Source organism: Marinobacter sp. F4206, assembly GCF_019392195.1.
In the GTDB taxonomy this organism is placed as follows: Bacteria; Pseudomonadota; Gammaproteobacteria; order Pseudomonadales; family Oleiphilaceae; genus Marinobacter.
In genome coordinates this window covers 154,213-179,451 of sequence record NZ_JAHXKI010000001.1, presented here as the reverse complement: position 1 = coordinate 179,451, position 25,239 = coordinate 154,213, and the positions used below count along the sequence as shown (strand labels likewise).

General features: G+C 53.8%; 25 protein-coding genes. 12 read left to right on the top strand and 13 right to left on the bottom strand.

What is annotated here, in order from left to right:
• Positions 1–4: 4 nt before the first annotated feature.
• Entirely contained in the window at positions 5–1,417 is a 1,413-nt protein-coding gene (locus KZO34_RS00885; protein ID WP_219472935.1) for a TrkH family potassium uptake protein, read from the bottom strand.
• A 250-nt stretch (positions 1,418–1,667) separates the two neighbouring features.
• On the opposite strand from KZO34_RS00885, the gene KZO34_RS00880 reads away from it, so the two are divergent.
• From KZO34_RS00880 to KZO34_RS00870, 3 genes are read left to right on the top strand one after another with little or no spacing between them, the layout of a single operon-like run.
• Entirely contained in the window at positions 1,668–2,210 is a 543-nt protein-coding gene (locus tag KZO34_RS00880; RefSeq protein ID WP_219472422.1) for an outer membrane beta-barrel protein, read from the top strand.
• A gap of 23 nt (positions 2,211–2,233) precedes the next feature.
• The gene (locus tag KZO34_RS00875) at positions 2,234–2,809 is read left to right on the top strand and encodes an acyl carrier protein phosphodiesterase (RefSeq protein WP_219472420.1); all 576 of its coding nucleotides are present in this window, start codon (positions 2,234–2,236) and stop codon (positions 2,807–2,809) included.
• Positions 2,806–3,396 (top strand): ATP-dependent zinc protease family protein, encoded by a 591-nt coding sequence (locus tag KZO34_RS00870; protein ID WP_219472417.1) that lies wholly within the window; start codon positions 2,806–2,808, stop codon positions 3,394–3,396. The genes KZO34_RS00875 and KZO34_RS00870 overlap by 4 nt, the downstream gene beginning before the upstream one ends.
• Here KZO34_RS00870 and KZO34_RS00865 read toward each other — a convergent pair.
• The 4 genes from KZO34_RS00865 to KZO34_RS00850 all read right to left on the bottom strand — a co-directional run bounded on the left by KZO34_RS00865 (position 3,393) and on the right by KZO34_RS00850 (position 9,104).
• Positions 3,393–4,904, bottom strand: coding sequence for a DUF3336 domain-containing protein (locus tag KZO34_RS00865; protein WP_257900154.1), 1,512 nt, complete (start codon positions 4,902–4,904; stop codon positions 3,393–3,395). The two genes, KZO34_RS00870 and KZO34_RS00865, sit on opposite strands and share 4 nt — an antisense overlap.
• A 120-nt stretch (positions 4,905–5,024) precedes the next feature.
• Positions 5,025–5,771 (bottom strand): CLCA_X family protein, encoded by a 747-nt coding sequence (locus KZO34_RS00860; RefSeq protein WP_219472412.1) that lies wholly within the window; start codon positions 5,769–5,771, stop codon positions 5,025–5,027.
• An 85-nt stretch (positions 5,772–5,856) separates the two neighbouring features.
• Positions 5,857–8,580 (bottom strand): mechanosensitive ion channel domain-containing protein, encoded by a 2,724-nt coding sequence (locus tag KZO34_RS00855; protein WP_219472410.1) that lies wholly within the window; start codon positions 8,578–8,580, stop codon positions 5,857–5,859.
• Positions 8,581–8,753: 173 nt separating this feature from the next.
• Positions 8,754–9,104, bottom strand: a complete 351-nt coding sequence (locus tag KZO34_RS00850; protein WP_219472408.1) for a c-type cytochrome — start codon at positions 9,102–9,104, stop codon at positions 8,754–8,756.
• A 324-nt stretch (positions 9,105–9,428) separates the two neighbouring features.
• Between KZO34_RS00850 and KZO34_RS00845 the strand changes: the two genes are divergently transcribed.
• Positions 9,429–10,139, top strand: coding sequence for a DUF1223 domain-containing protein (locus KZO34_RS00845; RefSeq protein WP_219472406.1), 711 nt, complete (start codon positions 9,429–9,431; stop codon positions 10,137–10,139).
• Here KZO34_RS00845 and KZO34_RS00840 read toward each other — a convergent pair.
• Positions 10,112–10,387, bottom strand: a complete 276-nt coding sequence (locus tag KZO34_RS00840) for a DUF1127 domain-containing protein (RefSeq protein ID WP_219472404.1) — start codon at positions 10,385–10,387, stop codon at positions 10,112–10,114. The two genes, KZO34_RS00845 and KZO34_RS00840, sit on opposite strands and share 28 nt — an antisense overlap.
• Positions 10,388–10,639: 252 nt before the next feature.
• Here KZO34_RS00840 and KZO34_RS00835 point away from each other — a divergent pair, with 252 nt between their 5' ends.
• Both KZO34_RS00835 and KZO34_RS00830 read left to right on the top strand, forming a co-directional pair.
• A complete protein-coding gene (locus KZO34_RS00835) occupies positions 10,640–10,930 on the top strand; it encodes a helix-turn-helix domain-containing protein (RefSeq protein WP_219472402.1) in 291 nt (96 codons plus the stop codon).
• A 2,628-nt stretch (positions 10,931–13,558) separates the two neighbouring features.
• Positions 13,559–14,278 (top strand): Crp/Fnr family transcriptional regulator, encoded by a 720-nt coding sequence (locus KZO34_RS00830; protein ID WP_219472400.1) that lies wholly within the window; start codon positions 13,559–13,561, stop codon positions 14,276–14,278.
• Here KZO34_RS00830 and KZO34_RS00825 read toward each other — a convergent pair.
• From KZO34_RS00825 to KZO34_RS00800, 6 genes are all read right to left on the bottom strand, one after another.
• Positions 14,275–15,207, bottom strand: a complete 933-nt coding sequence (locus KZO34_RS00825) for a diguanylate cyclase domain-containing protein (RefSeq protein WP_219472398.1) — start codon at positions 15,205–15,207, stop codon at positions 14,275–14,277. The two genes, KZO34_RS00830 and KZO34_RS00825, sit on opposite strands and share 4 nt — an antisense overlap.
• Positions 15,208–15,284: 77 nt before the next feature.
• Positions 15,285–16,145 carry an OmpA family protein gene (locus KZO34_RS00820; protein WP_219472389.1) on the bottom strand — a complete coding sequence of 287 codons (861 nt, stop codon included), beginning with the start codon at positions 16,143–16,145 and terminating at the stop codon, positions 15,285–15,287.
• A complete protein-coding gene (locus KZO34_RS00815; RefSeq protein WP_219472387.1) occupies positions 16,142–16,540 on the bottom strand; it encodes a DUF4398 domain-containing protein in 399 nt (132 codons plus the stop codon). The genes KZO34_RS00820 and KZO34_RS00815 overlap by 4 nt, the downstream gene beginning before the upstream one ends.
• A gap of 302 nt (positions 16,541–16,842) precedes the next feature.
• Positions 16,843–17,919 (bottom strand): histone deacetylase family protein, encoded by a 1,077-nt coding sequence (locus tag KZO34_RS00810; protein WP_219472385.1) that lies wholly within the window; start codon positions 17,917–17,919, stop codon positions 16,843–16,845.
• A gap of 166 nt (positions 17,920–18,085) precedes the next feature.
• On the bottom strand, positions 18,086–18,634 hold the full coding sequence (locus KZO34_RS00805) for a porin family protein (RefSeq protein ID WP_219472383.1): 549 nt from the start codon (positions 18,632–18,634) through the stop codon (positions 18,086–18,088).
• A 180-nt stretch (positions 18,635–18,814) separates the two neighbouring features.
• Positions 18,815–20,104: a cation:proton antiporter gene (locus KZO34_RS00800; RefSeq protein ID WP_219472381.1), complete on the bottom strand. Its 1,290-nt coding sequence runs from the start codon at positions 20,102–20,104 to the stop codon at positions 18,815–18,817.
• Between the two features lie 231 nt (positions 20,105–20,335).
• Between KZO34_RS00800 and KZO34_RS00795 the strand changes: the two genes are divergently transcribed.
• On the top strand, positions 20,336–20,539 hold the full coding sequence (locus KZO34_RS00795) for a CsbD family protein (protein WP_219472379.1): 204 nt from the start codon (positions 20,336–20,338) through the stop codon (positions 20,537–20,539).
• A 440-nt stretch (positions 20,540–20,979) separates the two neighbouring features.
• A complete protein-coding gene (locus KZO34_RS00790) occupies positions 20,980–21,318 on the top strand; it encodes a hypothetical protein (protein ID WP_219472377.1) in 339 nt (112 codons plus the stop codon).
• 79 nt (positions 21,319–21,397) lie between these two features.
• On the opposite strand, the gene KZO34_RS00785 is transcribed toward KZO34_RS00790, so the two are convergent.
• The gene (locus tag KZO34_RS00785) at positions 21,398–21,757 is read right to left on the bottom strand and encodes a winged helix-turn-helix transcriptional regulator (protein WP_219472375.1); all 360 of its coding nucleotides are present in this window, start codon (positions 21,755–21,757) and stop codon (positions 21,398–21,400) included.
• Between the two features lie 121 nt (positions 21,758–21,878).
• Between KZO34_RS00785 and KZO34_RS00780 the strand changes: the two genes are divergently transcribed.
• The 4 genes from KZO34_RS00780 to KZO34_RS00765 all read left to right on the top strand — a co-directional run bounded on the left by KZO34_RS00780 (position 21,879) and on the right by KZO34_RS00765 (position 24,983).
• Complete coding sequence (locus tag KZO34_RS00780; protein ID WP_219472372.1) at positions 21,879–22,469, top strand: NAD(P)H-dependent oxidoreductase; 591 nt, start codon at positions 21,879–21,881, stop codon at positions 22,467–22,469.
• Positions 22,470–22,483: 14 nt separating this feature from the next.
• Positions 22,484–22,864 carry a hypothetical protein gene (locus tag KZO34_RS00775; protein ID WP_219472370.1) on the top strand — a complete coding sequence of 127 codons (381 nt, stop codon included), beginning with the start codon at positions 22,484–22,486 and terminating at the stop codon, positions 22,862–22,864.
• A 10-nt stretch (positions 22,865–22,874) separates the two neighbouring features.
• Positions 22,875–23,276, top strand: a complete 402-nt coding sequence (locus tag KZO34_RS00770) for a GFA family protein (protein WP_219472366.1) — start codon at positions 22,875–22,877, stop codon at positions 23,274–23,276.
• Between the two features lie 147 nt (positions 23,277–23,423).
• Positions 23,424–24,983 carry a winged helix-turn-helix domain-containing protein gene (locus KZO34_RS00765; RefSeq protein WP_219472363.1) on the top strand — a complete coding sequence of 520 codons (1,560 nt, stop codon included), beginning with the start codon at positions 23,424–23,426 and terminating at the stop codon, positions 24,981–24,983.
• Positions 24,984–25,239: the final 256 nt, after the last annotated feature.

Genomic DNA, 25,239 nt, shown 5'->3' with positions numbered 1-25,239 from the left:
GGCCCTAGCTGCGCCAGAATGCTGGTGACAGCACAATGATCACGCTGAGGATTTCCAGCCGGCCCATCAGCATACCCACCGAGAGCACCCACTTGGCGCCGTCCGGCAAAGGGCCGAAGTTGCCAGAAGGACCGATGATCTCACCCAATCCTGGACCGACATTGGTCAGGGAGGTGAGGGCACCGGAGAGCGCCGTTACGAAATCCAGCTGCATCGCAGCCAGCGCAACTGTGATCAGTAACATGCACAGAAGGAAGATGAAGGTATAGGCGATCATGGAGGAGATAATCTCATCGCTGACCGCCCGGCCGTTGTAGTTTCGTGTCAGCACGGCGCGCGGATGCAGCAGGCGCATCAACTGTTCACGCAGGATGATGAGGGACAACTGGAACCGGAAAATTTTCATGCCACCTGCGGTCGATCCGGAGCAGCCGCCCACGAACATCAGGAAGAAAAACAGAACAAAAGCCAGTGGCCCCCATGCGGAATAATCTTCCGAGGCATAACCGGTGGTGGTCACGACCGACGTTACATTGAACAGCGTTGCCGTGTAGTTATGGAGCGGATCAAAAGGTACCGGCGATACCAGCCACCGGTAGAGTGTCAGCAGGGCCGGTACCAGGAGCAGTATGCCCAGGAACAATCGCACCTGCTGGTCCCTGAAAAGCACCCCATGCTGGCCGTGCAGCTCACGGACAAACAGGAAGAACGGCAGGCTGCCGATGATCATGAACAGGGTCGCTTCCATCAGGATCAGATCACTGAACTTGCCCATCGACAGGTCCGAGGTGGAAAACCCGCCTGTAGCGATACTTGTCAGGCCATGGTTAAAGGCATCGAACAGGGTCATCCCGGACACCCAGTAGGTGAAAACGGCGATGATCGAAAACATGACATAAACAAATAGCAGGCCGCGGCTGAGGGTCTTCATCCGGGGCAGTGCTTTGTCCGTCCATTCCGACGATTCCGTTGCGAACAACCGCATCCCGCCCACTCGCAGAAATGGCAGAACCGCAACGAACATGCCGATAATCCCGATTCCGCCAATCCACTGGAGGATGGAGCGCCAGAGCAGTAGGTCACGGTCCATCGTATCCAGGCCGCTCAATACCGTAGCGCCGGTGGTAGTAATCCCGGAGGTACCCTCAAAGAATGCGTCAGCGGCAGAGATGCCGTTGTCACTCAGGTAGAAGGGCAGAGAGGAAAAAAGTGCAATGATGAACCAGCTGGAGACGGTCAGCACGAACATGAACCGGGGCTTGAGGTCCCGGGGCTGTCGGAAGGTTGCCAGAATCCCGAGAACGCCAAGGCCACAGACGATGGCGGCCGATTCCGCGAACGCCAGGGCATTGGGCGTTTCGGAACCAGCCAGAAAAATGACCGGTAAGGTCATGAATATGCTGAGCAGCACAAACATGACGCTAACAATGAAGACAACGGGATAAAGGTTTCTCAAAGAGCGCTCAAGCCAGCTGATACAAGAGACGGCGTCAGAATACCTGTGGGTGCCGGCTTCCGCAAGGAAATGGCTCTGGCCCGGGCCGAATTAACCACGAATTAAATCACTGTAAATATGAGGTAAATGAGGATCCTCGGGGTGGTATTGTCCGTGCTGTTGATGCAACTTGGATAATGAAGAACCGGACGACCGCTAAGGAGAAGGAAAAATGAATCTCTCACGTTCACTTGCAATTGTTTTTGCTACCGGCGTGCTTACAGCTGGCGCAGCCAATGCCCAGGACATGTATAAATCCGGAGTTGGCGGCCTGTATACCGGCCTGAACTATACGTTCGCAAACCTCGATATCGGCTCCCGGGACGCGGATGTCGGTACGCTGTCCGCCAAGGCAGGCGTGATGGCCACCCCGTTCCTGGGCTTTGAGGCCCGGGGGGGATTTGGCGTGGATGACGACCGTATTGGCGCCGTCGATTTTTCCCTCGACAACTTCTTCGGGGGCTACGCCACTTTCAATCTGGCTAACGAATCCCCGTTAACGCCCTACGCAATTCTCGGCTTTACCCGCGTCGAGCTTGAGGCAGAGGGGCCCTTCAACACCGTGACAGACGATGAAAGTGATGTTTCCTACGGTGTGGGTTTGAACATGAAGTTTGCGTCCAATCTTTCTGGCAACCTCGAATACATGCGTTACTATGATGACGATGACGTCACTGTCGATGGTCTCGGGGTTGGCGTTCAGCTTAATTTCTGAGTCCCGGGATACCAGGAGCCTGTTTGAACCATCTTGCCCACGTATTTCTTGCACCGGATTCACCGGAAGCACGGGTGGGCAGCATCCTGGGTGATTTCACCCGGGGTGTTGTTCTGGCCGGACTTCCGAGCCTGGTGCAGAAGGGTATCCGCCACCACCGTGCCGTCGACAGCTTTACCGATCAACACCCGGAAGTGCTGGCCAGTAAAGCCTGTTTTTCCCGGGAGCGGCGGCGGTTTGCCGGTGTCGCCCTGGACATTCTCTACGATCACTATCTGTTAAGACACTGGCAACGTTTCAGTCAGGTGGATCGTGGTAGATTTGTCCAGGGCATTTACGGCGAACTGCAGAGTTACGAGCATTTGATGCCGGCGCCCATGGTAAAGGTGACGAGGCGGATGGTCTGGCATGACTGGTTTGGCGCCTATGAGGATCTCGAAAGCATTGGCTATGCCCTGGACCGCGTCGCTGGCCGTGTTCGGTTTCCAAATCGGTTTTCCGGCATTATCGACGAGATACGGGCGAACGACGTCGAGCTGGAAGAACGTTTTCTATTATTTTTCCCTGAATTACAGATTGTTGCGGGAGAGTTTGAATGAGAAATCTAGCTTCATTGGCACTGGTAGCGACCCTCGCAATCCCTGCCACCAATGTGATGGCTAAAGAGGATGAATCATCAGATCAACCCGTTCCCGAAACCCTGGGTTTTGTGGAGTGGGTGGTTATGAACGATACCGGCCTGCGTTTGAAGGCAAGGCTGGATACCGGTGCCAAAACGTCATCGCTTCATGCGGTGAACGTGGAGGAATTCAAGAAAGACAATGAGGAATGGGTGAAATTCCAGCTCCCGCTTGGGGACCATGAAGATCAGCCGAGTGAAGGAGACCTCGAACACGAGGATGTCGTGCTGGAATTCGAGCGTCCGATTCACCGTACGGTACTGATCAAGCGCAAGGGTGCACCTTCTCAACGACGGTATGTGGTGAACATGGAGTTTTGCATCGCCGGAACCATCCATGAAACCCAGTTCTCACTGACCGACCGCGGAAACTTCTCCTACCCGATTCTCCTGGGGCGCCGTTTCATGAGGGACGACAACATCCTGATCGATTCGGCAGACAGCTTTATTGCAGAGCTCGATTGCGAGTACAACACGCTCGAGGAAATTGCCCTGCAGGCAGACTAGAACGACACGGAGGGGAGCGTCAACTTGCGACGCTCCCCTCCGCCGGGTCGCTGTCCGAACTCCCGTTGATCCAGCTCATCCAATATGCGGTCCAGTTCCCGGCCAATCAAGGTGGCGTTGCGGATCATTGCCAGCTTGGGCCAGGTATTTCGTTTTCCCGCCAGAATCAGGTTCTCGATTTCCCGGCTGTTGCGGTAACCGAATAGCACGTTACGCCAGCTGAAGTTCTTCTTTTCCAGGATAATATTCACGTCGCCGGTGTAACTCTGGTTCAGTACGCTATGGGCCAGTAGAACAGCAGGACTGATAAAGGAAACACCGAAACGGGTCAGGTACGTCTCAAGCTCCTTTAGCAGATCTGCCGCTGAATGAGTGGCCATGGCTCCGGCGACATTACGAAGCCCTCTCCGGGCACGCAATTTCGGGTCGTCAATAAAAGGCACCGCGAGGGGATTAATCATACTGACAATGTAATGATTGACTCCGAACAGGCGCGAAAGCCGTTTCGCGGGCAGATCCTCGGCAACAGAGCCGTCGACCCATTTCTTGGACGGGAGATACGGCTTTGGTTTGCCATCGGCACCTTTGGCGTAAAGGGTGACCGGTGGCACCACGCCAGGAACGCTGCCGGATGCGTCCATCGCCGAGCGTATGTAGACGTTTGGAGAGGTAATAGCGTTCATCAGTCTGGAGTTCTGGTGCTTTTCTGCCGGAGCAATCGAAATGTTGATGTATCTCCCCGTGTGCTCATAGGCTTCCTGGAAGGTCATGGTGTTGCCAATACCGTCCATCGCACGCTGCTTGACGGAAAGGGGCGAGACGCCGGGCTCCATGCCGGCTAATACTCTGAGCGGATTCAGGTGTTCCGGCATATCGTACCGGTAGCGGTCGAAAAAACCGGATTTCAACTCGTGATTGGTGTACATGGATAACAGTGCCGACACCCATGCGCCAGCGCTAGCGCCCGATACCACATTTGGCAACAGGTCCTGCTCGATGAGCGTTTGCACAACGCCGTGGTGAGAATAGATCAGTCCGCCACCGCCACTGAGCATCAACGCCGAGCGTCCGTAACAGTGACTGGCACGGCGGAAGAAATCGACTTTATCCTGCAGGGAGATATGCTTCGACGAGGACTCTGCAATGGTCCTGAGTGCCTGAGCAATAGCGCTAACGTAATTATCGATCAGCCGCTTGGTGCCGGTCAGCGCCCGGTCGTAAAGAATAGGGCGGCCCATCCCACTCATATTTCCGTGGATGCCTTCGTTCAGAACGTAAAGCAGTTCCTGGTGGTTTTCTTCGGCCAGTAGCGTTCGCAACTGCTCGTATCGAGCGCGGATGTCGTGGTAATCGTAGAACTCGGAGGCATCGCTCTGGCGCCAGTTCTCTGCGCCTGACAGGTTATCCAGAGCCAGAGCAGCCGCATGCCACTCCTGATAGCTGGTGGCGTTTTGCATTCGCTGTCGCAGTTCCTGCCGGCTGAATCCTTTCGGCTTTATCAAGGACATCATTGGCGAGTACCGGTTTCCATCCCAAAGGCCTGGACAGCACGGCCGGTGCGATGTGGTTTTATTTAATGGTTCGCATCCCACGCCAGGCATCCGCCCGGTATCTACTGAGTATGTACCTCAATGCGGGTTATCGCCAGTTCCCGCAGCCCGGCCAAGAGCCTGGCCGAGACTCGAAAAGTAATCGGTGAATGCGTCGGCAACCCGATCCCGTTCCATACCGACGGGGTAAAGACCCAGCCGGGCTTCCTCGGAACCCTGTGTTCCCCGTACCAGAAAGCCATCGCGGGGTGCGCGGTCTTCAACAAACGCCTCAAACGCACGGGCGCACATTTCCTCCGGTCTGGCCCAATAGAGGGTTTGTTGCTGTTGATCCACTAATCGGGATGCCCTGAACAGCTGACTCGGCTCGGTTCCTTCCGGGTTGAGCATGATTGCCTCGAAACAACGGAACAGCTTTGCGGTGATGGGGTGAGGCTTGAAGGCCTGACTACTGAGCCACAGGGCGCTGGCAAAGGCTTGCGGCCCAGCCTCAACAAAGGCTTTGCTGGCGATGTAATGATCAAAGGCATGGAACCATTCATGAGCCAGACTTCCTGCCCCGGCATTCTTGGCCAGCGCCAGTTGCCGCGTAGCCGGAATGTAATGGGCACACACACCGAGTTGACCGCCAATCCCGTATTGCAGGCCCAATGAACTCTTCAGGGAAATAACCGGTTCGGGCACCTTTAAGGTGTTCATCAGCGTCACCAGTGCGTTGTGAAAGCGCACTGCTGCCCGGTCCCGCTCCGATTCAGTCACCCATCGACCAACCTCAATACTTCTGAAATCGTACTGACGACGAATATGTACGAAAGAAATCTTCAATACCGGGCCTTCGCGGAATAGCTGTATGAATAAACAGTATGGTAAGGAGCATGGAGTTGCAATGCAAACCCGCGTTCAACCAACACTATTCATTGGATCCGGGCTTGTGTCCTACCGGTTCGCTGCGAAAATGAATGTCCCGTTGAGGGAAGGGGATTTCGATACCGGCTTCTTTCAGGGCTCGGGTGATCGAAGCGTTCAGCTCGTGAGACAGGGGCATGAAGTCCAGCAAATCGCGCACGAAAACCCGGACCTCAAAGTCAATCTGGCTCTCTCCGAGTTCAACACAGAACACCGCCGGCGCGGGTTCTTCCACAACCCGTTCGTTGTTGACGGCAACCTGGTAGAGCAGATCCTGCACTGTATCGACGTCGGAACCGTAGGCTACACCCACCCGGACGATCACTCGGGTAATCGGATCGGACAGCGTCCAGTTGGTCAGATCCTGGGTCACAAACGTTTTATTCGGAATGATCTGCTCTTTACGATCCCAGTCCACCAGCGTTGTGGCTCTAATCCGGATACGGGAAACTGTTCCGGTAATACCGCCAATCGTCACCGTGTCGCCCACACGGATCGGACGTTCAAACAACAGAATGATGCCGGAGACGAAATTGGCCACAATCTCCTGGAGCCCGAAACCGAGCCCCACACCGAGTGCTGCTACAAGCCACTGCAGTTTCGACCACTGAAAGCCGAGCCCGGCCAGCGCGGCGGCAATGCCGATAAACACAATGGTATAGGTTGCCAGCGTAGTGATCGCATAGCCCACACCTGGCTCAAGATTCAGCCGACTGAGGAAAACGACCTCCAGTGTGCCCGGAAGATTTCGGGCCGCGAGCACCGTGCCCGCACCAATGGCCAGTGCCACCATCAGGTCACCCAGATTGATGGGAACCGGATCTTCGCCCGCGATACCGGTTGATATGCTCCAGAGAGTGATGTCGTCAAAAATCCCGAGGGCCGGGAAGACATTGTGCCAAAGCATCCACAGACCGACCGCCGCCAGAATGATCGAAAGGATTTTCAGCAGTGTTTCACTTTGCTGGCTGATTTCGTTGATATCGCGCTGCGGGATATCAAAGCTCAATGGCACACCTTCTCCGGAGGATTCCGCAGCTTCCCGGGTTTCAGCCAGCTTTCTTTCGGCTTCCCGGGTCTCGAGAACGCGCTTGAGAGCCATTCGACGCTCACGAACCGCAAGGCTCCGCAGGCCAAGGTAGTGGAGCAGAATTACGAAAGCCAGCCAGCACAGACTGATGAACATCAGACCCTCAAAGCGGACTGCAGTGTAGTGATAACCCCACAGTGAGATGAAGGCGAGAACCAGCGGCATAGCCACCGCTATCCAATGCAGAATGCGAAGTATCTGGCTGTTGGCCTGATCCTTTCGCACGGCAGTCATAAACCGCTGGGCGAAGTAGGCGAGGGCGAAAGACGCCAGCAGAAAGAGAAAACGCCCAAGGCTGTCGCTGTATACCGCCCCCTTTTTTGTCGCCATGGTCGGCATGATAATAATGATCGGGATCAACACGGCTAGCAGAATCGGGATCTGCTTGCGAAGCATCCTGAGTGTATTCGGATTCCAGTGGAAATGGCGTTCGCCGAGCCCTTTGGTATACGCAACGGTATAGACGCTTCTTAGCAGCAGGGTCACGAAGGCCGCATTGGATAACCCCTTGGAAAGAGCATGGAGAAAACTGTTCCCGCTCTCCAATATCAGGTGACCAAGGGTGAGCAAGAAAACGCCGGGCAGCGCCAGGAGGAAACTATAAACCAAGGCCGAAAAGGTATATTTCCAACGATCCCGGCGGACATTGCCCACGTGGTACCCGGTATCAACGAGGGCTTTTCGAAGCCTGCGCCGGCGTACCGCCATGACCACTACGACCACCGACAATAGCGCCAAAAACGGCCAGTGTTCTTTGGCCGAGGACAGGAATGCGGCTTTCAGGGAGGACCATTTGAAACCGGAAACGAACCAGGTCACCCCCCGGTAAATCTGCCCAACCATCTCCAGATCGACGGTTTCGGTGCTGGGGAGCCAGAAGAGTCGCTGCTGAAGCAAGGTTCTGTACGCTTCCAGCCGGTCCTGTAACTGGACCACAATGTTGTAGTATTCGTTCAGCACCTCAATGTGTCTGGTTACCGTTCCATGGAGCTGGCGTAGGAGTTGAACCCGTTTTACCTCCAGGCGGCCACGGGCGTCATCGTCCGGTTCGATCACCGCCTCAAATTCTTCAAGCCGCAGTTGTTCCTCGCGGGCGGCCGACAACTGAGCAGTAATACCCTTGGTGAGACCGGCGGCGATGGTCTGATTCCGTAACCTTTCCAGGCGCTGGCGCAGGAGGTTTGCGTAATCATCGGTGAGATTCAGCCCGGCTCGTTCCAGGCGCAGCTCGAAACTTTCGTACTCATTGTCGAGCCGGCCGCGGAGCGATTCCGCATAGGCAAGACGCTGCTCACTGATGCTGAGCGCATGCTGTCTGCTATCAAGGGCTTCGCGCAGTTTCTGGATTTGCTGCTGGATATCGGCGTTCTGTGGGGTTGGCAGCGAACTGACGAGAGGCTCATCCGGTGCCTCAATTTCCGGCTTGACCGGCTCCGGTTCAGGTTCTGGTTCGGTATCCTCCTCCGGCTCGCCGTCTTCTGCGTTCTTTTCCTCTTCTTCTGCAGGGGGATACCGCTCGGTTTCCGTTTGTACCGGCGGCAGGAGATCGTCCAGTGCTGCCGCGGCCGTTGGGACATAACTCACCCCAACCCATAAGACGAGGACACAGAGTAGGGCATGGAAGCGGCGTAAAGTCATAGTTCGTAAAAGTCCGGAACGGCTTTTGATTAGTTTAGCCAGAAACCGGAGAGGAAAGGGGAAACGCCTGGACTATCTGACAGGATCGTAATCGGATCTATCTTCAAGAGCGTCAGGAGCAGGCTGGAGAACGTCTGAATAACACCAGCCCGCACCGACGAGTGATCAACACGTTACATTTCATCTTCTTTCATATCGAAGATCCAGTTAACAAGCTGTTCGGCTTCCTCCTGACTGACTTCAGCGCGAAGATCCATCTCGGGCATTTCTGCAGATCCCCAGTGATCCTCACCGCCCGTGAGCACGACCTGAACAAGCCGGTCATACTCATCCATCGAGTATCGCTGGGCGATGCTCGGGAAGGACGGAGCCCGCGGCAGCTCGTCGCTGGTGGTGTGGCATGCCATACATTTCTTTTCCTCAGCCAGTTGCATCGTGCTCATGCCATGTGAGTCTGCAACTGCAGCAACAGATCCCAGGCACAGGCAGCTTGCCAACGTGGTTGATACGATTATCCGTTTCATATCAGTTTCCTTTAAATTCGTCCTGGTGTTTATCGGTTGGAACTACAGCATGAGGTTCACATCTTTAGCCCCTCAAACCTAAACCTAGACCAGCAAAAACATCTCCTCCATAAAAACGGAGCTATCCCGGTTAAAAATGCTATCTACAGAATTTTCATAACGGTACGGAATGAAACTGACTCGAACGGTCCGTTCGATCGACGACTTGGAAATCCTTTTAATCGTGACAGCAACGTTATTAAAACGTGACGAATTGAATTGGCTCCGCAGGGTAACCTGCATGACGACTATTCGGATTCCGCAGCGCTTCAAAACGAGGTTTCGATGAAATACTTGCTGATCGCACTGGTGTGTATAGGGTGGCCCATGCTTGTTTCGGCCCAGGAATGGCGCAGTGGTCCTGTGAAAACAGATGTCATTGAGCTGTTTACTTCCGAGGGCTGCAGCAGCTGTCCTCCGGCGGACCGGTGGTTGAGCTCCCTCAAGGAAGATCCTGATCTATTTACCGGTTTTATACCGGTCGCTTTTCACGTTGATTATTGGGACTACATCGGCTGGAAGGATCAGTTCGCCAAACCCGAGTACAGCAAGCGTCAGCGCGCATACGTAAGGGAAGGGCGGGTAAGCCAGTCCTATACACCCGGTTTGGTGGTTAACAGCAGCGAATGGCGAGGCTGGTTTCGCGGCCTTCGCCGTTGGAATTCAGAAAAAACCGAACCCGGAACTCTCACCGCCAGACTCGATGAAAAGCGAGATCTACAGGTTCAATTCGATGGCGCAAACGCAGGAAACCTTACTGTCGCGTTGTTGGGAATGGGCTTAACCACCGAGGTAAGAGCCGGTGAGAACCGTGGGCGCAAGCTAACCCATGATTTCGTGGTACTCAGCATGCATACCGCCAGTGGAGCAAATCACTGGGCCCTGGAATTACCGAACATTCCCGACGCCGGCCAGGCTCAGACAGCGATGGCTATCTGGGTGACACCAGAAGATTCGATGAAGATCATTCAGGCTACCGGCGGGTTTTTGCAGTAACTGCGCACCATCAAAGCGATGTCTTCCGGGTTGTGGCGATTTCTTCGACTATCGTTGGCTACGTCCGTGCTCCAGACTGGTCGACTGGCTTCCTGAATCAGTTCGGATCCGGGGATTCCGATATCACGCACGAGAGAATCCAGTTCCCGGCTGCTCATGCCATGCAGCTGAGACCGAAGAGCCTTCCGAGTGCGGTAATTTCTCAGATAGATCTTTAATCGGTTAAAGAGAAATGTTTTGGTGCTCATGATTTTTCCTCACTGTGTTTTCTAAAGCTTATTCTCCTGGTGCTCAAAAAACAGACACAGACCGACAGTGGTGAGGCGGAACAGAATGGCGGATCGAGCGTGCTGTAATGCTTCCGGTTTTAAGCTTCTGTACCGGTTTTAAACATGTGCGGTTCCGGCGAACAGAAAGACAGGAGGGTTCATGAACTTTTTGACAGGTTTTTTGCCTCTGACTAAATTTAATGAGTCTTCATTTGGATAGGGATATTCAAAATGTCGGACTACAAGGGTTTTGCAGAGAGATTCAGGATCGCATGTCACAACCAGCCGAGCGTTCCAGATTATGAAAAAGAACTGGAAACCTGGTTTTCCAGTCGCCTCGGCATCAGCCACGAAGCCGTACGACGATGGTTTTGTGGTGAGAGCATGCCGCGGCGAGGGCTAATGGCACAACTGGCATTTCTGCTTAAAGTCGATGAACGATGGTTAGCCTCAGGTTTTTCCGGGGAAACGCCAAAGCGGGAAGTCAGTTCAGCACAATCCAAACGCCACGCCAGTCGCTAATTGCGTAGACATTGATCCTTGGATGAACACACAGGGAACAAGAGAACGCGTAATCCACTTCAAACCCCAATCACCAATCCTGTTTGCGAATACAGAATTTAACATAATATACATTATGCGCAGTACTGTGTGAATTGAAGGCGTCAGAAACGACCTCGATGGGCGACCACAGAAAGTGCTAAAGAATAGCCACAGAAAGTACTAAAATTCCACACGAACCGCTAAAACGGTTAGATCAATCCAGAGTTGCAAAATCTGTCTTCCGCCCGTGTACTACGAATTTGGCTTTAAGTTTGTTTAGTACTATGCGTGGATTGTTTCGGGTAAGTTACTGAAAGTTTTTTGCGGGAGTTTAGTGAGTCCAGTAGAGTCCCATTTTGTACCTTGTTTGTACCTTGGTCTGGGGCGTTTAAAGGACCGGACACTGGAAGCAATCAACGGTCGTTACTCTCCGTGCAAATAACATCGCCTGTTAGCGGTCTTGAAAAATCTCGATAGCACCGGAACGCCCCGGATGAAAATGGCGACCTTGTGCGTTCTGTCGCGCCGGTTTTAGTCCTCTTGTCATCGCTTCCTTCGCGAACGTCTCTATATGATCTCGAATAGGTTCCTACTTCAGCCTTGCGCAAAGTCTCTTTAGCATTGAAAGGCGGTTTGGCCTGGACCAATGCCGAAGCCAAAAGACACATTAAACTGATGACCAATGTTCTGAGCGCCAATTTCCCAGAATGCTTATGCACGCTCGCCACCGATCAGTGAAATTGGCCAGCGAGCTGAACCTACGACCTTCTCTCCAGCTGTGTCAGGCGTTTGGAATGTGTTTATTTTTTGCGGCTGCCCATTGCGATTTCGTCTGTGTATCTCGTCAGCGATTGCCTGCCAAGAGGCCCTGGCGTGCTTCAGATTACAGCCAGGAGGGGCGGCAGCTACTGCCGGTATAAACGACTTAATACCAATGGCGCGCATCCTGTCTCGGGCTTTCGAGCCCAATGCTGCTATTACACACCGATTTAGAAGCTCGATTTGCGGCGCGAGGTAGCGCGAGGCGCAGTTTCGTTCGCAGGCGGCTCCAACGTGTCCACTCTCTACAGGAGCGGAACACAACACGGATTCCGTCATCCATGTTTTTTTCATTTGCTCTTCGAAGGTCAATTCTGGCCAGCATAAATCGAGGATCAATCTTACGTTTCTGTGGAACAGATCAGTGCCTTCAGAAAACGCTCTCATAGCCTTTTCGTGCGCGGATCCCATCCCGGTGTGAAACTCATCGTCATGAGGGTCACCTGGTTCCGCAAACACCAAAACAAGTTCAACCTCATTTAACCTGCCATGCGCCCCGAGAAACCCCCGAGGCACATGTCCCTCTGAGGGGTTCCACCGCATATTCCCGCAGGTGCTTGAAAACCCCTCGCATGGGCCATAGGCGGGGAGAAGAATTTCTTTAAGTTCGCTGTTTAGATCCACGTTTAACCTCATCCTTGAGCGCTTATTCACAACTAAACTGGCTAACACTTATTTTAGGCCAAAGGCGAGAACTCTCCAGAAAATCACAGACTGCTTAATAATTGATCCCCCCGCATTTGGGGCTTTTGAGTGAAGAAATCTGGCTCTTGAGCCGGACGACGAATTTAGCACTTCTTGTGGAAACAGGGCTGAGCCCCCTATTCTAGAATCTGCTTTAAGTTTCTTTAGCACTTTGTGTGGAATTTCGCGGCTAACTTAATGATTTTGCGTTCAGGGAATTTAGCACTTTCTGTGGTCGTCCACTCGATTAGACGTCCACACAAAGTGCTAAACTTTTCCACGCAAAGTGCTAAATTCCGCATACAGTTACCTAAGTATCTGAATTCACTGACTGCTCTTAAGTGTCGAGGTTTGGGGTATCCGTCTTTCAACGTCTTGATCCACACCCGTATTTCCAGTCTTGACGCACCTCTGCCTCTGGCTTCACTTCCTTTTTAGTGCTCTGATAGTGAAAAGCCTTTTTGGAGCCAACCTGAATTAGCCGGTCAGGTAGAACGTCATGGTCGATCGCTTATCTGAAGCGTTGGTTGAGTTCATCTGGAATTAAGGCTGGTAAGCTTTTCGTTCATTGACCGTGAACGGGATGCTAAGACCGAGAATTCATCCCAACAGTGTCGGCTGGAAAAGCGAAAAGAACTTTATTTTTGTTCCTACCCTGCACTTGAGCTGTGAAATTGGAGCCCAGCAATTATTCCCGTTCACACTCCCCTGGAGCGCCACCGGTTTGCTTACCTGACAAGTAAAAAATATCAGCCCACTTGTCCGGTGTAGTGTTTATAGCGCCGGATCCATAGCTGCCCTGCTCCCTTGAAATTGTAATATATGAGGCCTCTGGCCCACCAAACTTGGATTTCATCGGTATGGTGTTTATGAACTCCTGAAATGACCACAGTGACTGGTCTCAAGTCATCCAATTCGATCTTTGATGGTGTGGTGCAATGCAAAAACTCTTGATCAGCGTATCGATCAACAGCCTCCCGCCCCAATTTACGCAATCTGGGGGTACATTCGGGATGTAAACTGAAATGCACCGTCGTTCTTAAGGCCCTGGAAGCAACATGCCACGTTGTTCTCGCTAATCATGGTTCTCTGGAAAGGATTCAAATGACTGACACACCCGGCCCACTGCAAAACAAGCTTCTTGCCGCTCTGTCTGATGATGCCCGCAAGCGTATTTTCCCGAAACTGAAACTGGTCGAAATGTCCCTCGGGGACGTGATTTACGAATCTGGACAATCCATTGAATACGTCTATTTCCCCGTAGACTGCATTATTTCACTGCTCTACGTGATGGTGAACGGTTCTTCCGCCGAAATTTCGGTGGTCGGCAACGAAGGCATGGCCGGTGTCGCCGTTATTATGGGGGGCGAAAGCACGCCCAACCGGTTTATTGTGCAGAGTCACGGCCACGCCTACCGACTGCCCGCCGCTGACCTGAAAAAAGAGTTCAACAACCACTCCGAGATCCGCATTATCACCCTGCGCTTTACACAGGCCTTGATCACCCAGATGTCGCAGACTGCAGTCTGCAACCGCCATCACTCCATCGACCAGCAGCTGTGTCGCTGGTTGTTGTTGTCACTGGACCGGCTAGGCAACAATCAACTCAATATGACCCAGGAGCTGATTGCCAATATGCTGGGTGTCCGCCGTGAGGGCGTCACCGAAGCGGCAGGCAAGCTGCAGAAACTGGGGGTGATTGAATATCAACGCGGCCGAATCACCGTGATCGACCGCCCGAAACTGGAATCCCTGAGCTGCGAATGCTACGCCGCGGTCAGACGGGAAAATCTCCGTCTTGAATCCCAAGGTTTAGGGATTTAAAGCGTAAGATCCCCCAACCCTCGCTTTGCTTCCGTCTTGCCCCGATACATGGCCGCATCGGCGTGGGGCAATAAAGCCGCCAGAGTTTCGCCGTCGTTTGGAAACAGGCTGATACCCACGCTAACCGTAAGCGTCGCCCAGTGACCTTGCTGTCGCAGCAGTTCAGCGGCGGATTCCCGTACTTTATCGACCACCGCAAAGGCCTGCTCATGTTCTGCAAGGTCACTTAGCAGTACCACAAATTCGTCACCGCCGTGACGGCATACGTGATCCGTCGCGCGCACACAGCTCAACAGCCTCGAGCCCAGCGCCTGTAAAATTTCGTCACCAACGGCGTGGCCCAGGGTATCGTTCACTTCCTTGAAGTTATTGAGATCAATGAACAACATCACCATTTTCTTTTCATGCCGTTGGGCCAATGCCGCGGCGTGCTTGAAGCGCTCTTCAAACGCATAACGGTTGAGCAGGCCCGTCAGTGAATCGTGCTGCGCCATATAAGCCATTCTGGCGGTTGTTTCCGCCGAATAGCGGGAATCATGGAATTTGACCAGCGCGCCGGTGATTTCACCTTTTGCGTTGCGCATTGGTGATGCGGCATCTTCAATGGCCAGTTCAAGACCGTCCCTCGCTTTCAACAGGACACTGTTATTCAGCTCAACGGGTGTGCCGATTTCCATGACATGTTGCGCCAGGTTAGCCCTCGTCACCCGAGTGGTTACGTCAATCACCCGAAAGACCTCTCCCAGTGGTCGGCCCAGCGCTTCCTGACGGCTGAAGCCAGTCAGGGTCTCCGCCGCGCTATTCATGTAGGTAATATTCGCGTCGGTATCCGTTGCCAGCACCGCATCGCCAACGAAGTCCAGCATGGCGTGAGCCAGCGCAGTCTCATCCTTGAGATTCGCCTTGTTCCTTGTAGTTTTAAGCTTCACGCGCTTCCGTTTGCCATCCCGCGTCGGGGTGGGTGAGAGATGATTAGCTCTGAAGGAGCTCAACATAATCCAGCCCCCTAGTTTTCAATAATCACTTCAACGCGCCGGTTCTGCTGGCGACCCATGGCGGATTCGTTGCCAGCCACAGGGCGTTCAAGACCCAGACCGGACACCGTAAGCCTACGGCTTTGTACGCCATGATCCGTCAAGTAACGGCGGACCGAATCAGCTCTCTTCAGCGACAGGGACTGGTTGAACTGTGCGCTGCCGACGTTGTCGGTGTGTCCTTCAATCAAAACGTCCCGGTCCGGATAGGTGTTGAGAAAGTCCACCAGCTTTTCCAGGTTGCGATTAGACCCGCCCTGCAGATCTGCGCTGCCGGTGGCAAACAATACGTCGCCCAGCGTCAGCACCAGGCCACGTTCTGTTGCTTCTGCCTGAAGCTCGTCGATCTGCCTTTGCATCTCTTCGGCGGCTTTTGCGGACACGGCTGCAGCTGCCATCTCAGAGCTGCGGGCAGTATCTGCGTCAGCACGCGCTGTATCTGCCTCGAGGGTGCGAGCTGTCAGCCTGGCGGCAGCACGTTTTTCACCCATGCGTTTCCGATCGGCTTCCATTTGGCGGGTAGTACCCGTCGCTCTGGCGATTTCCACCATACGGTCGGCCATATAGACCCGGTGGTCGACCAGCGTGGCTTCATCGCTGTCGAGAGGCTGTTCGGCAAGCTCGACGGCAGCTTCCGCATCACGCAATTCAATGCGGGCGTTACTGGCCATCGCGGGGTTGCGCTGCAGCTCTGTCAGCTTCTGTCGCACATCCAGCGCCGCAGGCGCGGTTTCAGGCGCCATGGCGCAGGCGTTCAGCAACAGCGAGGAAAGCACAACAATGGCACCGGTTTTGCCAACAAACGGTTTTTTCAATAGCGATACAGTCTTCATTTTTGCTCTCCCTGGCGACCCATTTCAACATCCAGAGCATCGGCGCCTCGCCCCATTTCACGATTGATTTCCGCCGCTTTGGCAGCCACTGTTCTTGCCATCGCCAGCCTGGCAGCCACACTGGCCTGTTTGGCCAACTGGTCCGCCTCAGCCATGGACTCCTCAGTCACGGCCTTCTCTGCCATAACCAACTGTGCACGGGCTTCTTCCAGCTCGGCACCAGCGTATTGCCGGGCGTCGGTCTGTTCCGCTTTGGCAATGGTATCCCTGGCCAGGTTCAGCGACTCAGTCGGGGGTATGGGGGCCGAAGCGCACGCAGTCAGCAATGCCGTCAGAGCAAACGTGAAAAACAGAGAAACTCGGTGGTTTACAATGCCTGCAAGAAAACGTTTCATAATCTGGTTCCCTTTTAATCCGAAGCTGCCAGAACCCTCCTAGATTCAGGCACTCACAAACCGGAACGGTTCGCGGACTCTCCTTATTTGATCCAGTTTAACAATTACCGGCCAGAGGGTCGGTTCGCTAACGCACACAGGCCAACATGTTGGGCAAACGTGGCATGGCAGATGCTTGAGGCGGAATCCCCGGAGTAGTATGGGAGTGGTAACAGCGGATAGCTGCGATATAAGGAAGCGATAATGACAACCAATGAGGGTGCCCTATCAGTCGACACGGGCCGATTCTTTTTTGATAACGGTTAGCCGCATCCGCGACGGCCTGGATCCTCCGGGATGACTTTGCAGACATTCACCCGACTATCCGCCAGCACCTTCACCACCGCATGAGCACTATCAGCCAGGGCCTGGGCGTTGTAGCCACCCTCAAGCAAAAGCACCAGACGGCCGTCGCATAGCTCATCTGCCAGGTCGCTCATACGTTTGGTAAGCATCGCAAACCCCGTTTCATCCATGGTGCAGGTCATATCGAGGTAATGGCAATCAAAGCCTGAGGACACCAGCAGAATATCAGGCTGAAATTCCCTCGCCGCAGGTTCTACCACCTCATCGAACACCTGTAGCAGCGCCGCATTGCCGATACCCAAAGGCAGCGGAACGTTGATTTGAGAGCCAACTCCCGCCCCCGCTCCCCTTTCACTCTCCAAACCGCTGCCCGGATAGAAGGGCGCCGCACAGTGGCTATCAATCACCAGCACGGAAGGATCGGAATAGAAGATTTCCTGCGTGCCGTTACCGTGGTGCATATCCCAGTCCCAGATCATCACTCTCTGATAGCCAAGGCTTTCACGCGCGTGGGCAGCGGTTACGGCGAGGTTGTTATATAAACAAAAGCCCGAGGCATGGTCGGAATGGGCATGATGGCCTGGCGGCCGCAGCACACAGAATGCCCGACGGGCCTCGCCCGCCGTGATGGCCTCGACTGCACTGATGCCCGAGCCAGCAGCGAGGCAAGCGGCTTCCACACTGCCTGGCGACACCGCCGTGGTGTCTTTGGACAGCCAGCAGGAGTCACCCTTCAACGACTCGATATGGGCGACATAGGTCTTGTCATGAACGCGCTCCAGTTGAGCCATGGTCGCCGCCGTCGGCAGCATCCAGCGTACTCCTTCAATTGGTTCCAGCATCAGCCGGTCAACGATCGCTGTCAGTCGTTCCGGACGCTCCGGGTGAGTGTAAGTTTCCAGGTTGCTGCCGGGGTATTGCAGGTTAATCATCGCCTTGACCGCCTCTGTCCAGGCGGGATGGCCAGGATCCCATCCGTGTGGGTTGTGGCCGAGCATCCGCATGTCATAGTAGATCAATACTGTTGCTGTCATAGCTTTCATTTCTCTGGAACCGCCCCGCGGACGATTTCCGTTACGAACCGGAATGCTCGCAAACGCTTTGTCTGATCGAGCTTATTAAACAAGAGCCAGGTCTTCGGTACGTCAACTGGCCACCAGCAGCGACCCGGGTGTTACCGAGTCACCACTATAACCGGGTTCAGAAGTTATAACCCAGACCGACGGTATAGGCCCAAATGCCGTCATCCTGAAAAGCATCACTGGCATCACTGGAGTCGCTGAACAGAAACTGGTACTCGGCGCGGGCCAGGAAATAGGTCTTGGTCTGCACGTAATACTTTAATCCTCCCTCCAGGCCGGCAAAGGCACTGTCCTTGACACCATCCCCATAAAGGCCGCCCAGACTCGCACCAACAAAGGGTCGCGCACGATCGTCAAGGAATTGATAGTCGAGGTACCCCCGGGTTGAGCCGTTCCAGAAATCATCGGTGAGGGCCTCGCCTTCGATATCGGCATAATTAAGACTCTGGCGAATACCGGCGACTACGTTTTCCCGCAAATACCAACCCAGATCACCGGTCACGCCGAAGCTGCCGCTGTTGAAATCCCGGTCGTTACTGCCGGTTCCGGAGAGGGAGAATTCACGGTCGCCCTCTCGCGGGCCAAACTCTGCGGATTGTGCGGACACAGCGAGAGGCAAGGCACCTAGAAGACATAAAGTGATCACAGCAGTCTTGATTCTGATCATGAGAAGCTCCTTGCTTACATTACTCAGATTGCATTTCCATAATGCGCCAATGAAGATCGGACGCGGGTCGTGGCGCAGCGAATAATGGTCATTCAATTCGGTGCCAGCTCACCTTTACAGAATCAGGGTTGGACCACTGTGCTGTCTGTTCGTAAGCACACACAAGGCGACGAAAGAGTTTCAGGGGCCCCACCAACGGGTCATCATTGGTTTGACGGTCAGCCCGTGAATGATGATCGAGAGCACCACAACCACCAGCGTGAGATGGATCAGCTCGAGCGCCAGTTCTTCCGGCAGGCCGAAGACAACGGCGAACATCAGATAGTAAAGAGAACCGATTCCCCGAACCCCGAACCAACCCACCAGCATCTGCAGCCGCCACGGTGCCCCGGAGCCGATTAAACCAAGAAATACGCTGACCGGCCGAACAATCACAAACAGGAATAACCCGAGACCAACGGCCCGGAAACTCCAGGAGTCGGTAAACAACATGCCACCCAGCAACACCACCAATACCAGTTCGGACAAGCGTTCAAGGGACTCCTTGAACATCAACGAGCCTTTCGACACCCCGGTCGGAAGATGCCTGATGGTTTCGCTCGGCTGATCGAAAGAGGCCACAGCTGTCTCCGTGCCTTTGCCAGGCTTCTCAGCCTGAGCCAGCGTCATTTCGGATTGCCGCAGCGCAATGGCAGCAACAAACACGCCCAAAAACCCCCAGGCATCAATCAGCAGGCAAACGCCATAAGTCAGGCCGATCAATCCAAGTCCAAGGAAATCATCCAACAACAGAGCCTGTTTCTCGAGAGATGGCTGCCCCCGTACACATTGAGCCAGCAGCCTTCCCGCCACAAGCCCAACCACAATGGCCGAGGCCGTTGACCACAAAACCTCATTAAGCCCCCACCTTAAAAGCAATTCGTCACTGACCGGGGCGCCGAGCAACAACAGCCCCAAAATCACGAACGGAAACGCGCTGCCATCGTTCATGCCCGCTTCACTCGTCAGAGTAAACCGAAGGGGGTCGGTATCGCCCATGTGCCGGACCTGAACTTCCGTTGCCAGTACCGGGTCGGTGGGTGCCAATATGCCGCCCAACGCAATCGCCGCCCCCAGGGGAAGTCCTAGCACGAAGTAACCAAAGGCTGCCGTCAGAGCGACACTGAGGGTCATGGAGATTAATGCCAGGCGCAAGGGTACGCGCCATGCCGTCCATATGAACGGCACCGGCATCTTGGAGCCGGCAATAAACAACGACAACAACACCGCAAGCTCGGCAAACAGCTCTAGCAAATGCGCCTGTTTCAGCGGGTTAAAATGAAAGACGTCAAAAATCAACGGGCCCAGAAGCACGCCCACACTCAAATAGACCATGGACGGTGTCAGATTCAGGCGCTGAAGCACCGGCGGGCGCGTCCCCATAAGAATCAGCAGCGTTCCGATCGCGACAAACCAGACAGCGTTGGTCAAATGACTACCTCAGGCTCACAAGGGTTCAAAAGGTTATTCCTACAACCAATTTGCCAGAGAAGCGGGTGCGGCCTCTGTGCGCTACCACACCCGAAACGGGCTGTGTTTGTTAACGCACAGACCGTGAAACGGTTTCAACGCACGATGAAACACCGGTGGCACAGGTTCTGTCTGAAAATGGGCCGCCGTTATATGAACCGATTGAATGGCCAGAGGGCCAGAGGACCTGAAATGAACAAGTACACCATCGAAGGCAACTGGAAAGAACTGAAGGGCAAAATGAAGGAGCAGTGGGGCAAGCTGACCGATGACCGCCTCGACGAGATTGCTGGCCGACGTGAACAGCTAGCCGGCGAGATTCAGCAAGCTTATGGCGTCACCAGAGACGAAGCGGACAAGCAAATCAAAGACTTCGAACAAATCTCCAAACGCTGATAGACCCCGACCCTGCGTTAATTTCGCTGCCTGCAGGCTTGTTTCGCAGGCAGCATTTGAGCTACCAGACCGTACGCACCAGCATTTTTCCTGCGCTATGTGGGCCAGCGTACAGACCCGGCAACGCTGATACATCAATCTAGACCCCGATGTGGCAATGGATCAGCCAATACAGGGAGTAGCATCACCCGCCGCAGGGAACGCGGCGCAATCAAAATTACAGGTTCTGGAAAAGGTCATCACTTATGAACAATATCGTTTATATCGTTGGGGCCGTAGTTATCGTTCTAGCAATTCTCTCCTTCCTCGGCTTTCGCTAAGCCGCTGCGGATTGAGACGGTCACAAGCCACCGGTTAAACCCGGGACTTGCTTGGCCCCTGATACCAGGCGCGCACAGAACATCTCGAAGGTACACTGTGCGCTATCAGGGAGAGAGATTGTGGTCTACCCAGACAATATGCTTTACGCGGGGATCTTGGTAACTGCGCTAGTTGTCGGCTTTTTCTCATTCAGGGCAGTTAATTCTAGAAACTGCTTGATGAAGGCGGCGCTGTATCATTATTTCCTGAATTCCACCGAGGCCAAAAGCGAAACGCACGTAAAGGGTGCTTCATTGCCTTCAACAGCATATGGTTTGGCAATCGGAAAATTTCAGAAGATGAAAGACGGTCGGGATGATTACACGTTCTGCTTTGAAATTCTCAACCATCAAATGCGGATTTTCGGGGGGCGAAACGCGATGCTTAAAACCGCACGACGTCGTCATTTCCCGAAGTAGTGTAGCAATGTGAAATTCCAAGTTTGGTCGCAAAGCGAACGTTCACAATCCAAGAATTCATCGCGCTTTCTCAGGTCAGTTACTTAATGTTGTGCTCGTCTGACCACACCCGCAACTCATCCAGAATCTTCAATGCACTCCGCCCAAAGTCTGTCAGCTCGTAGGTCACCGCCACTGGCCGGTCGTTGATCACTTTCCGCACCACCATCTGTCGGGCTTCCAGCTCCTTCAGCCGCTGATCAATCATTTTCTTGCTGGCGCCGCCCAGCATGCGAGCCAAATCATTGAAGCGTACCGGGCCGTCTTTCAGGTGAAAGATGATCGACCCCGTCCACTTGCCCCCGATGATACGCATGCCGCGCTCAATGGCGCAGGGTTCCAGGCAGACATTGATTGCAGTTTTTCGGCCTTGAGCGTCTGTTTCCACATGGCTTCCCATGATCACACCTTCAATAAAAAAGCAGGTTACTAAAAGTATACTAATTGATCCCTTAATACAGGTAACCATAGTATACCTGCAACGGACAAGTAACCTACTAACTGAACAGATCGGAGGCCCAATGAGCAACATCCTCATCATTAATGCCCATCACCACTACTCCTTTGCCGAGGGCAAACTCAACGGCACCCTGGTGCAGATGGCCGACGAACTGCTGACCGCGAAGGGTCATCAGACCCGAATCGTGGAGGTGGACAAAGGCTGGGACGTGAACCAGGAACTGGAAAACCACCAATGGGCAGACATCGTGATTTTGCAGACCCCGGTCAACTGGATGGGCGTGCCCTGGACGTTCAAGAAATACATGGACGAGGTGTACACCGCCGGCATGGGCGGCGCCCTATGCAACGGCGATGGCCGCACAGAAGATGCGCCCAAGGCGAATTACGGCACCGGCGGCACACTGGCGGGTAAAAAGTATCTAATCTCGCTGACCTTCAACGCGCCAAAAGAATCTTTCGACGATCCGAACGAATACCTGTTCCGGGGCAAAAGCGTGGACGACCTGCTGTTCCCCATGCACATGAACTTTCGATTCTTTGCCATGGAACCGCTGGAAACCTTCGCCTGCTACGACGTGATGAAAAACCCGCAGGTCGAAGACGACTTCCAGCGCTTTACCCAACACCTCGACGCCCACATTCCGGGATAAGGTAGGAGCCAATGGTGTCACTCAGAACACACGCAAGACTGCTGCTTTCAGCACTGCTCGTGTCGGTGACCGGTGTGGTTACGGCAGAGGAAGAGCCTCACCAGGCTGCCCATATCGCATCGCCGGACTATTACACCGTACTGAAAGAAAACAATCAGGTTCTGGTGCTAAAAATGGTGCTGGAGCCGGGTGAATCAGACGCGATGCACCGGCACAACAATGAGACCGTATATTTCCAACAGGGCGGCCAATTAAGTATTGAACCGCTCAACGGCGACACCCTGGAGGCCTGGGTACCAGACGGGCACGTGATGTGGCATCAGGCCTGGACCCACCGGGTGACCAACGTCGGCGCTGACACCGTGATTGCGATCATTGTGGAAGACAAACCGTGAGGACAACGCCATGACAGAGCAACACGCCGTCCACTGCGATTGCGGCGCGGTGGAAGTCACCATGACCGGAGCCCCGAAGGTACATGGTTACTGCCACTGCGAAGACTGCCGGGACCTGCTTCAGGTGCCCTACCACTCCGTTCTGGCGTGGGAGGCAGAGCAGGTGGAGATTACCCGGGGGGCGGAATCGGTGAAAACCTTTCAGCACCCCACCAAGCGCATGACGCGGGTGTTTTGCAGCGATTGCGGCGAGGTGCTGTACAACACCAACGCCATGGGCTGGAAGCTGATTTCACAACTGTTGGTTCTGAAAACTCACGACCACACCCTTCCGGAGAGCTACCAGCCCAGTAGTCATTTCTTCTACGATCGCAGAATCATCAACATTGATGATCCGCTGCCGAAGCGATGACAACGGTGTATGTCCCTGATATTTGTTGCAGAAGTCTAGTACTTCCTGTGGTCGTGCAAACGCCGGCTCTCGGCCGGCGCTTCCTGGTCGCAAAGACAAACTAAGCCAGTATAAACTAGCTAAAACAATACATCGGCTGCCATGCCCATGATTATCATCTTGAACGAGTACCGGATTGATACCAGCAGCTATCGAATAACACGCTACGATCGCCCTGTTGAGGTAGAGCCGCAGGTTTTCACGGTGCTACAGGTTTTGATCGAGAACAGGCATCGTACGGTCACGAAAGAGGATCTGATTGACCATGTATGGCAGGGGCGCGTGATGTCGGATGCTGCCATATCCAGTCGGATCAAAAGTGCACGACAAGCCATTGGTGATGATGGAAAGACGCAACGCTTTATAAAGACTCAACACGGTATCGGCTTCCGTTTTATTGGCGACGTTGAGATTTATCCTTCTCCGCAGGATAGCCCTCTCTTATCAGCCCCCTCCTCTGTTACTGCAAACGAAGCAACAGATCATCGACCATCCATCGTTATCTTGCCGTTTAATGCGAAATCGGAGAAAGAGAACAACATCCTGGCCCACGGTTTGGCGCATGACATAATCACAGCCCTCTCTCGATTACGATGGCTGAAAGTGATTTCTCGCTCGAGTGCCTTCCAGGTTGCGAATGGCACAACAGATTTACAGACGCTTTGCCAACTCACGTCGGTTCGATATTGCTTGTCAGGGTTTCTGACAGTTCATAGCGGTTATTTCACGTTGAGCTATGAATTGTCAGACCTTCAAAGCGGCGCTGTGCTCGTCGCAGACCAGGTTCAAATGCGAAACGAGTGGATCAACGAAGTTCGTCAGGACATTATCAAACAACTTATCTCAAGCCTTGAACTTCAGATTTCTGAAAATGAAGCACAGCGTGCACAATTGAAGTCGGCTGAAAACCTTGACGCCTGGGAAGCCTACCACCTTGCCACAGCTCATCTTTATCGCTTTACCGCTACCGATAACGAAAAGGCAACAGCGCTGTTTCGTCGCGCTACACAGCTTGAACCGCAGTTCGCTCGAGCGCATGCGGGTTTGTCTGCGGCCGAGTTTCAGAATGCTTTCAACTTGTATCCGGGCATTGATCGGAAGACCTCTGTAAGCAGAGCAATAGGAAGCGCAGAGCGAAGCGTCGAGCTCGACCGTCTCGACCCCCTGGCAAACTTTGTGATGGGACGTAGCCACTGGCTTAACGGCGAAACAGATCTCAGCATCCCCTGGCTTGAGCGCGCTATTTCGTTGAACCCAAATTACGCGCATGGCTTCTATGCTCACGGCCTCGCATCACTCATGACGAGCGATGCGCAACGCAGCTATCACAACTCGGAGCAAGCCATTTCGCTCAGTCCATTAGATCCGTTTCTCTATGGTTTTTATGGCATTAAGGCGTTTTCCTATCTCGCCGATGAGGACATTTCAAACGCTCGAATATGGGCTGAAAAAGCTGCGCAACAACCAGAAGCCATCGCGGTGATGGATCTGCTCGCCGCCGCTACCTGCGAAATGGATAGCGACGCCCTCACCGCACAAAAGTGGCTTGAGCGAGGTAAACGACGCAAGCCCGACATTGACCATCAATACTTTTTTAAGGCACTTCCCTTCGGGCACGGAAAAGTCAGAGCGCTTGTTCAGTCTTCCCTGGAGCGTCTTGGCGTTTAATGCGACCAAAACGATGACTTTGGCTCACACTTGACCCCGTACGATCAAATCTACTCCCTAAGCCTGAATCCAGTTTTTTCAATAGTCAGCGCTTCTGCAGATTTCCCCAGACTTTCTGCAAGTTCTCGCGCGTGTGTTTTGCGTTAATAGCCCTGTCGAAGTGCTCAAACAGATATGAGCAGGTTCTTAATTAGAGCAAGCAGGGTGTTCCACATGAATCGATTTTTGAACCACGCAAAGTCCCATTCTGGGCGAA

What these genes read in the sequence shown, in the direction of transcription:
- KZO34_RS00885 (WP_219472935.1), bottom strand. Translation starts at nt 1,417, where the DNA reads ATGTTTGTGCTGCTCAGCATATTCATGACCTTACCGGTCATTTTTCTG.
- KZO34_RS00880 (WP_219472422.1), top strand. Translation starts at nt 1,668, where the DNA reads ATGAATCTCTCACGTTCACTTGCAATTGTTTTTGCTACCGGCGTGCTT.
- KZO34_RS00870 (WP_219472417.1), top strand. Translation starts at nt 2,806, where the DNA reads ATGAGAAATCTAGCTTCATTGGCACTGGTAGCGACCCTCGCAATCCCT.
- KZO34_RS00865 (WP_257900154.1), bottom strand. Translation starts at nt 4,904, where the DNA reads ATGTCCTTGATAAAGCCGAAAGGATTCAGCCGGCAGGAACTGCGACAG.
- KZO34_RS00855 (WP_219472410.1), bottom strand. Translation starts at nt 8,580, where the DNA reads ATGACTTTACGCCGCTTCCATGCCCTACTCTGTGTCCTCGTCTTATGG.
- KZO34_RS00850 (WP_219472408.1), bottom strand. Translation starts at nt 9,104, where the DNA reads ATGAAACGGATAATCGTATCAACCACGTTGGCAAGCTGCCTGTGCCTG.
- KZO34_RS00845 (WP_219472406.1), top strand. Translation starts at nt 9,429, where the DNA reads ATGAAATACTTGCTGATCGCACTGGTGTGTATAGGGTGGCCCATGCTT.
- KZO34_RS00840 (WP_219472404.1), bottom strand. Translation starts at nt 10,387, where the DNA reads ATGAGCACCAAAACATTTCTCTTTAACCGATTAAAGATCTATCTGAGA.
- KZO34_RS00835 (WP_219472402.1), top strand. Translation starts at nt 10,640, where the DNA reads ATGTCGGACTACAAGGGTTTTGCAGAGAGATTCAGGATCGCATGTCAC.
- KZO34_RS00830 (WP_219472400.1), top strand. Translation starts at nt 13,559, where the DNA reads ATGACTGACACACCCGGCCCACTGCAAAACAAGCTTCTTGCCGCTCTG.
- KZO34_RS00820 (WP_219472389.1), bottom strand. Translation starts at nt 16,145, where the DNA reads ATGAAGACTGTATCGCTATTGAAAAAACCGTTTGTTGGCAAAACCGGT.
- KZO34_RS00815 (WP_219472387.1), bottom strand. Translation starts at nt 16,540, where the DNA reads ATGAAACGTTTTCTTGCAGGCATTGTAAACCACCGAGTTTCTCTGTTT.
- KZO34_RS00810 (WP_219472385.1), bottom strand. Translation starts at nt 17,919, where the DNA reads ATGACAGCAACAGTATTGATCTACTATGACATGCGGATGCTCGGCCAC.
- KZO34_RS00805 (WP_219472383.1), bottom strand. Translation starts at nt 18,634, where the DNA reads ATGATCAGAATCAAGACTGCTGTGATCACTTTATGTCTTCTAGGTGCC.
- KZO34_RS00795 (WP_219472379.1), top strand. Translation starts at nt 20,336, where the DNA reads ATGAACAAGTACACCATCGAAGGCAACTGGAAAGAACTGAAGGGCAAA.
- KZO34_RS00785 (WP_219472375.1), bottom strand. Translation starts at nt 21,757, where the DNA reads ATGGGAAGCCATGTGGAAACAGACGCTCAAGGCCGAAAAACTGCAATC.
- KZO34_RS00780 (WP_219472372.1), top strand. Translation starts at nt 21,879, where the DNA reads ATGAGCAACATCCTCATCATTAATGCCCATCACCACTACTCCTTTGCC.
- KZO34_RS00770 (WP_219472366.1), top strand. Translation starts at nt 22,875, where the DNA reads ATGACAGAGCAACACGCCGTCCACTGCGATTGCGGCGCGGTGGAAGTC.
- KZO34_RS00765 (WP_219472363.1), top strand. Translation starts at nt 23,424, where the DNA reads ATGATTATCATCTTGAACGAGTACCGGATTGATACCAGCAGCTATCGA.